Origin of the sequence: Anabaena azotica SJ-1 (assembly GCF_047275885.1) — a bacterium.
Lineage (GTDB): Bacteria > Cyanobacteriota > Cyanobacteriia > Cyanobacteriales > Nostocaceae > Trichormus_B > Trichormus_B azotica_A.
The window spans coordinates 3,338,358-3,351,221 of record NZ_CP178454.1 but is presented as its reverse complement, the minus strand read 5'-3'; the positions used below and the strand labels follow the sequence as shown (position 1 = coordinate 3,351,221).

At 40.2% G+C, this 12,864-nt stretch carries 6 protein-coding genes; 2 read left to right on the top strand and 4 right to left on the bottom strand.

The genetic code is table 11. The annotated features are described in order from the left end of the window. The first annotated feature begins 17 nt into the window (after positions 1-17). Positions 18-4,844 (top strand): response regulator, encoded by a 4,827-nt coding sequence (locus ACLLO5_RS14825; RefSeq protein WP_413176098.1) that lies wholly within the window; start codon positions 18-20, stop codon positions 4,842-4,844. Positions 4,845-5,068: 224 nt separating this feature from the next. Continuing rightward, positions 5,069-7,138 carry a prolyl oligopeptidase family serine peptidase gene (locus ACLLO5_RS14820; RefSeq protein ID WP_413171280.1) on the top strand — a complete coding sequence of 690 codons (2,070 nt, stop codon included), beginning with the start codon at positions 5,069-5,071 and terminating at the stop codon, positions 7,136-7,138. Positions 7,139-7,189: 51 nt separating this feature from the next. Here the strand turns inward: ACLLO5_RS14820 and ACLLO5_RS14815 are convergent, their stop codons facing one another. From ACLLO5_RS14815 to ACLLO5_RS14800, 4 genes are all read right to left on the bottom strand, one after another. After that, a complete protein-coding gene (locus ACLLO5_RS14815; protein WP_413171279.1) occupies positions 7,190-10,339 on the bottom strand; it encodes a beta strand repeat-containing protein in 3,150 nt (1,049 codons plus the stop codon). Positions 10,340-10,853: 514 nt separating this feature from the next. Next, positions 10,854-11,828: a hypothetical protein gene (locus ACLLO5_RS14810; protein WP_413171278.1), complete on the bottom strand. Its 975-nt coding sequence runs from the start codon at positions 11,826-11,828 to the stop codon at positions 10,854-10,856. Between the two features lie 35 nt (positions 11,829-11,863). Next, on the bottom strand, positions 11,864-12,301 hold the full coding sequence (locus ACLLO5_RS14805; protein ID WP_413171277.1) for a type II toxin-antitoxin system VapC family toxin: 438 nt from the start codon (positions 12,299-12,301) through the stop codon (positions 11,864-11,866). Then, positions 12,294-12,548, bottom strand: a complete 255-nt coding sequence (locus ACLLO5_RS14800) for a YlcI/YnfO family protein (protein WP_413171276.1) — start codon at positions 12,546-12,548, stop codon at positions 12,294-12,296. The genes ACLLO5_RS14805 and ACLLO5_RS14800 overlap by 8 nt, the downstream gene beginning before the upstream one ends. Positions 12,549-12,864: the final 316 nt, after the last annotated feature.

Sequence of the window (12,864 nt, the reverse complement as noted above, 5' to 3'; positions counted from 1 at the left end):
ATTCTTCATCCTTGTTTATGCAGCCGGAACAACAACAACGGATTTTGGGTTACTTTATTGAAGAAGCCAGAGAACACCTGAATACAATCGAACAGGGGTTACTGAAGCTACAAGATACCCTAAACGACCCAGAAATGATCAACGAAGTCTTCCGGGCTGCTCACTCCATTAAAGGAGGGGCAGCTATGCTGGGTCTAAACAGTATCCAGCAGACATCTCACCGTTTGGAAGATTGTTTTAAAGTTCTCAAAGAGCATCCAATTCAGGTTGACCAAAAGCTAGAGTCTTTGTTTCTTGGTGTCTCTGATACTTTAAAAGCGTTGTTAGATCATGTGGGTAGTCCGTTTGGCTTGTCAGAAGAAACGGCTAATACTTTGATGTTAGAAACTGAACCATTCTTGGAGGGACTAAATCAACATTTAGAACTACTGGTTGAACAATCAGGAGCAAGTACCACTCCCATCCCTGCAACTGCACCCATACAAGCACCAAAACAGGATTTAGTACCTCAACAAGAGCCAGAAAAACCAGCAGCAGCTAGTGAACAGTGGTCAGAGTTTCACTCTCATGTATTAAAATCCTTGCGGGAGATGTTGCAACTGTTTAAGCAAGGTAACACACCTTCATCACGGGATAATTTACAGGAATGCTGTCACAAGTTAGTTAAACTTGGGGAGACAATGAATTTGTCCAATTGGTGCAAATTGTCTCAAGCCGCTGCCAATGCGATCGCCAATCCTGACAATACTTATCTGACCTTAGCTAAAATAGTTATTACCGAAATTAAACAAGCCCAAGAATTGGTTATTCAAGGTCGAGAAGCAGAAATAACCGTTTGTCAGGAATTAGAAGCACTGGAACTAATTCCCGAACTTGAGTGGCCAGATGAACTAAAACTTGATTGGGTTGAAGACCAACCAACAGTCACACCAGTGGCAAATATACTAGAAAAACATACAGATAATGTACTACTGCCAGAAACAGCACTAACAGAAACAGATACAACATCTGTCAATGCCACTTCCTTATTCACTGATCAAAACGACATATTCAATCTCAATAGCAATACTCCTGACCATCATGGACTAGAAGTAGGAACTGCTGAATTGGGGGCTTTAGCCGACTTATTTGAAGGTGAGACACCTGATTTAGAAGAACATTGGCAAAATGAAGAAAACATAGAAACTACCATTCATCAAATAGGAAGTAATGACGCTGAATTTGAGTATGGTGATGCCGATTTAGCTGATTTACTTTCACCATTGGATCATGACACTGGCAATGATCAGCACTCCACTAATATCACAGAAGACCTATTCTTCGGAGAACTCTTTTCAGAACCAGAGAATACAGAACATAGTGGTATTGCCATTACTAATACTAATTTAGAATTCTCCCTACCTAATATTGATAATGAAGAAGTAACGATAAATGAGCTAGAAGAATCACAATCTTCAGCAGAAATTGACTTAACAAATATCAATACAGATGAATTAGTGGAAAGTCTCTGGGGATTAACACCAGATGATGACGAATCACATTCTTCAGAGGAAATCACACCACCAGCATCCGTATTCACTACCAGCAGTTTTGACGAATTTTTAGCCACTAACCACATTGATTCCCTAGAAGAAATAAATTTAGCTGGTGAAACCACATCAGAACAGCCTCAACCAGAAAGCTTGTTTGCAGATAATTTCCTGGACGACATAGAACCCGTTATCCAAGCAGATTTATCAATAGAAAAAACCGAAGATTTAGAAATTGCTGATATAAATATATTTTCTTTACCAGAAACAACAACAGCAGAAAATTTACAAGCTGAAAATGATTTCGATTTCTGGAATACGACAGATACAACAGCAATGTTAGGACTAAATGCTGGAGTCGGACAAGATGTAGTCAGAGAATTAGAAGAAGATATATTTGCATCATTTACAGAAACTGTAGGTGAAACTCAACAGCCAGTTCCTAACCTGAATTTTTACTTGGATGACTTTGATTTCACTGCTCCAGAGCCAGAAAAAGTAGGGGATTTGGGATTGGCATCAGAGGCAGAGGAGAATATATTTTCTGACTGGTCAGATTCCCAATATACTTTTAGCATTGTTGAAGATAATGAATTGTCCTTACCAGACATTTATAGCTTCTCTCCTGAACCAGAAACTCTGAATTTTAGTCCAGAATTTACTAACCAAGCTTCTGAAACAAATACTGACCTGGAACTAGATATTTTTTCTGGTTTTGATGACAACAATGAGAATGCTTTAGTCTCTTTAGAGAATATCAGCCAAAGTTCCTCAACAATTGAGCGCCAGGAAAATACAAAGATTGATACTGATCATGATTTCAGTCTTCTCAATTTGAGTGTCCCGACACAGCCAGATACACAATACCAAGAAATCAACGAAACCTTGGTACAAGACATAGATACAGCCTCCTGGGATGCGACTTTCCTAGAATTGGGGCTGGAAAATGAAAATACAGATGATTTATCTAATCAGTTTTTGGTAAACTTTGAACAAGCAAATCATGAACAACTAGAGGCAGAAACGACAGCAGTAGCTAACCCAGAAAATCAGGCTCATATCCTGGATGAATTTGCGGATTTAGAATCATTATTAGATGAAGAAATAGATCTATCTCCCAATCTGGAGTCCATGCCAGATGTGGATTTTGCAGCTTTAGAAGCATTGCTGAATACAGATGATTCCCAAGCAACACAAACACCTAAAACAGCACCGATAGTCAGTCAAACCGCAGTCTCCAAAGCTCAGAATGCTTTTGTGGACTCAGAAATATCTGATGAATTTAAGAACTTAGAAAAATTGCTGGCTGAAGCCAATCAAACCATTGCATCTCAAGGCAGAACTACAAAATCTACTCCCAGCAAAACACCACGTCCTACAACTCGTCGGCTCAGAGAAGAAAGCATGAAAATTCCAGTTAAACAACTGGATGAAATGAGTAACCTAGTAGGGGAGTTGGTGGTAAATCGTAACACCTTAGAGCAGGATCATGAACGTCTGCGACAGTCCTTAGATAACTTGCTGATTCAAGTACAGCATCTGTCCGATGTGGGTGGAAGAATGCAGGAGCTATATGAGCGATCGCTCCTAGAAGCTTCTCTGTTAAGCAGCCGCAGATCCAGAGAATATGGACAATCGAGCATTGCTAATAATGACAGAGGGTTCAGCGAACTGGAAATGGATCAATTTACCCTCTTCCATACCCTCTCCCAAGAAACCATAGAATATATTGTCCGACTGCGGGAGTCAGCCAGCGACATTGACTTTGTCACCGAAGAAACCGAGCGAGTAGCGCGGCAGTTCCGCCAAGTCACCACCCAGCTACAAGAAGGACTCACCAAAGCGCGAATGGTGCCATTTGCTCAAGCCATTGATCGCTTGCGTCGAGGAGTGCGGGATAACGGCATCAAGTATGGAAAACAAGTAGAGTTAGTGACAGAAGGGGCAGATACATTAATTGACAAAATGATTTTGGATCATCTCGGTGATCCACTCACTCATATGCTCAACAATGCGATCGCTCACGGTATTGAAACCACAGAAGCCCGCAAAGCAGCAGGTAAACCACCTGTCGGCACCATTACCATCCGCGCTTTCCACCAAGGCAACCAAACAGTCATTTCCGTCACCGATGACGGTGCAGGTATTGATCACCAAAAGGTCAAACTCAAAGCAATTCAAAAAGAGATCATCACACCAGAAGAAGCGCAAAATATGACGCGCCAAGACTTCTATGAACTCTTGTTCCTACCCAGTTTCAGCACCGCCGATGAAATTGATGATATCAAAGGCCGGGGTGTGGGCATGAACGTAGTTGAAAACGATATTAACGAAATTCGCGGCACAGTCAGCACAGATTCTGTACTAGGGAGAGGAACCACCTTCACCATTCGTCTACCACTCACCCTGAGTATCTGCAAAGCTCTCTGCTGCATCTCCGATAAATCCAGAATTGCCTTCCCAATGGACGGCGTAGAAGACACACTAGATATACCCATCACAGACATTCACAAAGATATTGATGGACAATCATTTATTTACTGGCGGGATACAGTTCTACCATTCCGACCTTTACAAGAAATCTTAGCCTTCAATCGCCAGATCAGTCGCGCCAGTATCTACAGCAGTACACGAGATGATGACATGGTTTCAGTCGTCGTTTTGCGATCGGGCAATTCAATGGTTGCCCTCCAAATAGACCAAGTTCTCAGCGAGCAAGAAATAGTTATTAAACAATTTGAAGGGCCAGCACCCAAACCCAGTGGTGTAGCCGGTGCTACCGTTCTTGGTGATGGTCGTATTATGCCCATTGCCGACGTTTTAGAAATCATCGACATCTTCCAAGGCAAGATGTCCAGACAAATTGGTGGCGGTTCTTGGCAGCGGAAAACCGTTCCGCCCATGCTTGAAGCCCCAGAAGTGAAAATTGAACCCACAGTGCTAATAGTCGATGACTCAATCACTGTTCGAGAACTACTTTCCCTCACCTTCAACAAAGCAGGTTATCGCGTTGAACAAGCCCGTGATGGTCAAGAAGCCTGGGATAAACTCCGTTCTGGTTTACCTTGCGATATCGTCTTCTGTGACATCGAAATGCCCAGATGTGATGGACTAGAATTGCTATCACGCATCCAAAAAGACGGTACTCTCAATCATTTACCCATCGCCATGCTCACCTCACGAGGTGCAGACAAACATAGACAAATGGCCGTTCAACTAGGCGCTAGTGGTTACTTTACCAAACCCTATCTAGAAGAAGCACTACTAGAAGCCGCTTCCCGGATGCTGAAAGGGGAAAAACTGGTGATAGCTTAAAAGAGAGGTGACAGGTGACAGGTGACAGGTGACAGTAGTAAGGAGTTAACAAGAATTAATTTCTCCCGTCCAGGCAATTCATCAAGCTATCAAATTGATAGGTGACAGTAGTGAGGAGTTAACAAGAATTAATTTCTCCTGCTACATTTACACCTGTTTATTGCCTATTGCCTTTTTTATCCCAAAATTGTTAACTGTTAACTAATCACTGTTAACTGTTAATTATGTCCTACTCTAAACAACCTATTACATATCCCACCACCGAAAAAAGCAATCAAGTTGATAATTATCATGGTACTGTGGTTGCCGATCCTTACCGTGCTTTAGAAGATCCAGATTCGGAAGCAACAAAAGCTTGGGTTGACGCACAAAATAAAATTACCTTCAATTATTTAAACCAAATCCCAGCGCGAGAAAAAATTCAACAGCGTCTCACAAAATTATGGGATTATGAAAAATATGGTATTCCCTTTAAAGAAGGTGAAAACTATTTTTATTTCAAAAATGACGGACTACAAAACCAAAGTGTTCTCTATACTCTCCCCAGTTTAGATGCAGAACCTAGAGTTTTACTAGACCCTAATACCCTTTCTGAAGATGGTACAGTTGCTCTTTCAGGAATTGAAATAAGTGAAAATGGTCAACTTTTAGCATACAGTTTATCTACCTCTGGTTCAGATTGGCAAGAATGGAAAGTTAGAAATATTCAAACAGGTGAAGATTTACAAGACTATTTAAAATGGATTAAATTTTCTGGTGCATCTTGGACTCATGACCATCAAGGTTTTTTCTATAGTCGTTATGATGAACCAAATGAAAAAACTAAATTAGAGGATGTTAATTATTACCAAAAGCTTTATTATCACAAACTTGGCACTTCTCAATCAGAAGATATATTAATTTACCATCGTCCAGATCAAAAAGAATGGGGTTTTAGCGGCAGTGTTACCGAAGATGGCAAATATCTGATTATTTCTGTTTGGTTGGGAACTGACCCCAGAAACTTGGTTTTTTACAAAGATTTGACTAACCCTAATGCTGAAGTAATCGAATTAATTAACCAATTTGAGGCAGATTACAGTTTTATAGATAATGACGATAGTGTTTTCTATTTTCGCACAAATTTAAATGCCCCACGCGGTAGAGTTATTGCCATTGATACTAAAAAACCAGCTTCAGAAAACTGGGTTGAACTTATTCCCCAAGCAGCAGAAACATTAGAAAGTGTTGGCATTTTAAATAATCAATTTGTGGCTGATTATCTCCACAATGCTCACAGCCAAATTAAAATATTTGATCTCACTGGTAACTTTATCCGCGAAGTAGAATTACCAGGACTCGGTTCTGCTGGCGGTTTTGGTGGTAAAAGTTATGATACAGAAACATTTTATAGTTTCACCAGCTTTACTATTCCCGGAACTATCTACCGCTACGACATGAAAACGGGTAAAAGTGAAATTTTCCGTCAACCCCAGGTAGATTTTAATCCTGATGAATATGAGACAAAACAAGTCTTTTATCAAAGTAAAGACGGTACACAATTACCGATGTTTATCACTCATAAAAAAGCGATTAAATTAGATGGTAATAACCCCACTTATCTTTATGGATATGGTGGGTTTAATGCTTCATTAACTCCCAATTTTTCCGTTAGCCTGTTGGTATGGCTGGAAATGGGGGGAGTTTATGCTGTGCCTAATTTGCGTGGTGGTAGTGAATATGGAGAAGAATGGCATCAAGCAGGAATGAAAGAGAAAAAGCAGAATGTTTTTGATGATTTTATTACTGCGGCTGAATGGTTAATTACTAATAATTACACCCAACCTAAAAAGTTAGCTATTGGTGGTGGTAGTAATGGTGGTTTATTGGTGGGTGCTTGTATGACACAACGCCCTGAATTATTTGCAGCTGCTTTACCCGCAGTTGGTGTGATGGATATGTTGCGTTTCCATCAATTTACCATTGGTTGGGCTTGGGTGGCTGAATATGGTTCTTCAGAAAACCCAGAGGATTTTAAAACTCTTTATGCTTATTCTCCGTTGCATAATTTAAAGCCAGGAACGGCTTACCCTGCTACTTTAATTACTACCGCAGATCATGATGATAGGGTAGTTCCTGCCCATAGTTTTAAGTTTGCTGCAACTTTACAAGAATGTCATGTTGGTAATGCGCCAGTATTGATTAGAATTGAGACAAAAGCAGGACATGGTGCGGGTAAACCAACGGCGAAAATTATTGAGGAAGCGGCGGATAAGTGGGGGTTTTTGGTGAGGGTTTTGGGGGTTGAGGTTTAATTTTTGGGTGGGTGTTTCCCACCCTTTTTGTGAAACAAAAAATCACAAATATCAGGCAACTAAACTGAAATTACTACTGCTAAGAGTAATGTCAAGATTACCTAAACGAGCAAATTCAAAAACTGCTGTTGCACCCAAAACGCTGCCATCTTGGTTATAGAATAAGCTGCCAGAACCTTGACTAAAAACTATTCGGGCATTACTAGCATTCACCAAATCATCATCAGTGACAATAGCAAAGTCTGTGAAAGCCTCTCCTACAATATTAGTAATGGCATTGAAGGTGGTTTTACTTAATACAATCTGATCTAATCCGGCTTCAAATTCGCTAATGTAATCAACACCTAAGCTGGTATTAAAGACACTATCGCTTTGGAAGAGATATTTATCATTACCGAGTCCACCTGTGAGAATATCATCACCCAATCCTCCCCAGAGGCTATCATTGCTTGATCCTCCGTTGAGGATATCATTACCTGCTCCTCCCTGAAGGCTATCATCTCCAGCTAACCCTTGCAGTTGGTCATTGCCATCACCGCCACTCAGGGTATTATTCAGTGTATTACCTGTTAAACGGTCATTTCCTGCACCACCTGTCGCATTTTCGATGACATTGTTAGCAGACAGAATGAGTTTGAGATTGCTATTGACAGTCTGTGATGTAGTGACACCCAAATTCACATTTACACCAACAGTCGTACCAGTAAAGTCAATAGTATCCGTTCCCCCGGTTGTCGTTTCTGTAATCGTATCCGTTCCTAAAGCAGAATTGGCAACAAAAGCATAAGTATCATTACCATTTCCACCTGTAAGAACGTTATTGGCACTATTACCCGTAAGGACATTATTACCAGCATTACCTGTAGCATTGATAGCCGTTGTTCCTGTAAGAGTCAGGTTTTCTACATTTGTTGGTAGGGTAGTCGTAACAGAAGCGGTCAGGGTATCAGTAATGGTTGTGGTAGCGGTGATTTTAGTTCCTAAACTGGCATTGGTGGGAGAAGTCAGGGTTAGGGTAAAGGTTTCATTTGGTTCATTAATGCCATCATTGATAATGGGGATATCAATAAATTGACTGGTAGTATTAGGGGCAAAGGTCAATGTTCCGCTTCTGGTGGTGTAGTCTGAACCAGCTATAGCTGTACCGTTACTGGTTGCGTATTGAACAGTAATAGTTTGGGTACTAGAAGCAGAAAGGGTAACTGTATACCGGACGTTCTGTGGACTGGTTCTACCTTCAACTACTGTTTGGTCTGCATTTAGGTTAATTGTGACAGAAGATGCAACATCATCATTGGTGATAGTGCCAGTGACAGCAGTAGTTGTACCAACGGTGTAACCTGTACCAGCAGCTAAAGTTAAAGCCACGGTTTCATTAGCTTCAACGGTGGTATCTGCTGTGGGGTCTATTGTTAGGATTGCGGTACTAGAACCAGCAGCAAAGGTGATGGTTTTTCCCGTTCCGGGCGTTGCACCAGTATAGTCTGTACTAGCTGCTGTACCAGTGATGTCATAGTTGATGGTAAGGGTATTAGTGGTGTCACCAGTCCGGGTGAAGGTGTAAAGCAGGTTGCCTGTTCCGTCTTCAGCGACGCTGCTAGGTGAAACAGCTAAGGTAACAGTGGGTAAAGCTACATCATCGTTGGTAATAGTTCCCGTCACGGCTGTGGTTGTACCAACGGTGTAACCTGTACCAGCAGCTAAAGTTAAAGCCACGGTTTCATTACTTTCAAATGTGGTATCCGCTGTGGGGTCTATTGTTAGGGTTGCGGTGCTTGAACCAGCGGCAAAGGTGATGGTTTTTCCTGTTCCGGGTGTTGCACCAGTATAGTCGGTACTAGCTGCTGTACCTGCGATGCTGTAGTTAACGGTTAAGGCGTTGGTGGTACTACCTGTGCGGGTGAAGGTGTAAACTAGGTTGGTTGTTCCATCTTCGGTAACGCTACTGGGAGATACAGCTAGGGTAATGCTGGGAAGAGTAACATAAGCGAAGCTACTTCCAGTCAGACTCAAGCCTGTTTTATTTCGGACTATTCCAATGAGTTCATCAGGTTCTGTTCCGGGTTTATTGATTAATATTTGAGTGTCTGCACCGACAACAGTTAGAAGGTAATTACTGCTTGTTCCTTGCAGTTGAATAATATCTCCGGTGTTGAAGTCGGTAATGTCGGCATAGTCGTTACTACCAGTAGTTAGAGTATTGCCATCATCATAATAAGCCGTGGTAGCATTTCCTAAGATAAAGCGATCGCTCCCAGTACCACCTGTGAGAGTGTCTTTTTCTCCTAATCCTGGAGTCAGGAGTGTCTCATTAACTCCATTAATGGTATCATTCCCACCACCTGCATTAATATTGTCATTCCCTGCACCACCATTAATGGTATCGTTACCATCACCTGTGGAAATACTGTCGCTTCTTCCTGTTCCGGTAATCTGAAACTGTTCTATGTTGCTGAAATTAACTCGATAAGTACCATAAAATGAACCATAATATGCGTAGAAATATCCGTTAAACCCTCCTGTACTACTACTGCTAATTGAAGATCCAATACCACCCACATCAAGATTAGTGTCAACGGAGGAGTAATCTAGGATTAACAGGTCTGTACCTGCACCTCCATCTACTGTGTCATAACCTAACCCACTATTAATTGTGTCATTGCTCGATGTTCCTGTAATAGTGTCATTCCCTGACGTTCCCGTAAAATTTTGCTGTTCTACCTGAATAATTTGCCCATTTATGGTAAAGGTTGCATGATCATCTTCTGCCTTCAAAGCCTGTAAAGTATTAGCATCAAGACTTTCACCCTGCACTAATTCAGAAAAAATCGCCCCTTCGTCTCCAGCACTATCTGTCTGATTGACAAAAGCATCTACAAAATGCCCAATTTCCTCTAAAAGAACCGCACTAATAGTTTCATCTGTGGAAGTATTAACAAAGGTATTTGATAAATAAATCTTATTCGTGCTACTTGCATAAGCACCGTTAGCATTGCCAAGAATGCTACTATCAAGAATCTCAATTTGCGGAATTTGACTAAAATCACCAGATAGCCACTGTAAACGCAGAATTTCCGCTAAACTACGGTCATATTGTGTACCAAATGTAGTATCGAATAGATTCCAGAAGTTGTCTGAATAAGCAAAGCTGCTGATTTGGTTATAGGTTAGACTAAGAACGGGTTTAAGTAGAATATTCATAGATGTGATCAATTTTTGGTATTAAAAGCATTCCTGGTAATCAATAGTATATCTCAGTAACTTCATTTTTTATAAACAAGTGACATATATTTATTGTCACTTCTGTGACAGTTAGATGACTGGTATTAAAACTACACGGCATAACCCGCATTACTAAACCCCTTGTTAGCAGAGTCGCGATTTGCCCGGATACAATGCAATTTATACTCTGTAAATAAATAGTCCAATAAACAGGGTAAAACCAATTTCCGCCTGTTGTTCATTTTCAGCTAAGATGCAAAAAGCACAATCACCCGTTATGTCATCCGTGGTTTTGAGTGCGATCGCTATAAAGGTAAATATAATACTAAATTTGCTAAATCTTATGGCGTTGCATATTTGCAGGATGAATTATTTGAACTAATCGCGGTTATTAACTACGTCTAGACAGATAAAACCCACCGACGTTACAATTCAGCAAAGCAACTGGTGGGTTGAAAACTAATTTAGTTTAGCAAATTCCATTCGCCATTAATTATTTAGATGTTGCCAATTCCAAAGCCTGTTTAAAATCATCCAAAGAATTAACTGTTACTGCCAACTTCAACATTTCATCCAAAATAGATAGATTAGAAATCTGAGATAGAGATACTATAATCTCTAAAGAAACCTCACCCAGTCGAGCTTGCAAAACAGTTTTGACACTATCACGAGCCTTTTGTAAAGCACCAATCTCCTTCCCAATCTCTTTACCGCGTTCTATTGCCAATTCTTCTGTAGGACTGATAAAAGGCATTTTTCTTTCCTCCTCAAAACTATTAATTTTATTCACTAACTTTCGTTGTAATTGCTCAGATAAAGTCATCATTTTGTCAATGATTTTAAAGAGTTTAACAATTTGTTCTTTTGTTAAGCCTCTATCATACAGTCCGCGAATTAATGTCCATTTCCATTGTTCCCGTTCTGTTAAATTCCCAGTGGTTGCTTTAGTTTTCAAATGCGCCATTACTATGATAGCAAATGGATTATCACTAGCTTCTAATTCCTGCCAGCGAGATTCATAGTCAAGCAGTTTAGCAATGGGAAATTTCAGACTAACCTCACACCCACCAAGGGAATAACCATACGCACTAGGTCGCCAATTATTCCTTTCATCACCTAAAACGGCGAGACTAACTACAGGTTTGTGATACAGATCAAAGGAACGGTAATTATAAATATACATCCGTTCACCAAAATCAACTTCATATTGACTTTGAATTTCCACATGAATTAATATCCAAACTTCTCTTTTATCAAGCAACCAAACTTGATAAAGTTGATCAGCAATCCGTTTTTCTGTCTCTGATGAAGCTGTAATTTCCTGTAATTCTTTATCTAGAGAACGTGGAGGTTTTGTCCAATCAATTAATTGATGAACTTCTGGGAAAAAGAATGTCAAAAAGCTTTCAAAATATTCGGTTAATGCTTCTTTCCAAGATTCATCATAATTGGCGGTTATTTCTTGCATAATCAAGATTCACAAATTACAAAATAGGAATAATTTTAATTGACTATTTCGCCTATTTCTCGCAAATAATCAGGTTTGGGTGTGAGTTGTCTAACCAGTGCAGCGTCAGCAGTCCAAAACTCAGCAGATGTCATTTCAGAACAAGCCAGAAAAGCTGCATCATAAAGGGTAGATAAACTGTATTTTGCGGCAATTTCCCAACTTTTTACCCTAATTGTTTCTTCTTCAATGTAATCAATGGGAAGTTCACAGAAGTCTTCAAAAAAACCTTGTGCTTCCTCTTTGGTAATGACTCCTATCCGCATTTTCTTATGTAGTACAGATCCAACTTCTGCCCAAGCAAAAGCAGGAGCTATTAAACGTATATCCAAGCTTAATGCTTCTGTGAGTAGGTTTCTAGCTTGAGGTTGATAAATTTCTGGAATAAGGTAAGGTATCCAAACACTAGTATCTATGCACAAAACTCTAGTCACGTCTCCCCTCACCACTTCTGAGACTGCGAATTATATCGGTAGAAGTGGCTTGTGTACCAGTTCTTGCTTTAACGGTTTCGCTTCTGGTAATAATTCGCTGATGTGCAGACAATGCCCTTCTACGTCTGACTTCACGTTCCAAAGCTTCAACTATTAAATCATTGAAAGATTCGCTACTTTCTTTGATTTTCCTAGCTTTTGCCAGTAATTCTGAGGGAAAACGGATTGTTAAAGCTTCCCGTTCCATAACTTAACCATTTAATGCAACCAATTAATAATATCACTTATTATAACTACTCTATCTTTCCCACTCCTCACGCAAAATAGCACACCACAACTCATCTACCCACTCACCCTTAAACCAAAAACTTTTAACAAAATGCCTCTGCGGTTAGTTTTCTCTCTTCTTTTTCACATCAGAATTTCATGACTACACTAGAGGAATGGGAAAACCTGCTTATTCATTCACATCTCAACTTTGGTTTAATACCTGTCATCCCCCAAAAGATAGATTTTCTAACTCACCTTTCACCCCAAAACCTGGGGTTTTGTTGTTTCATCTC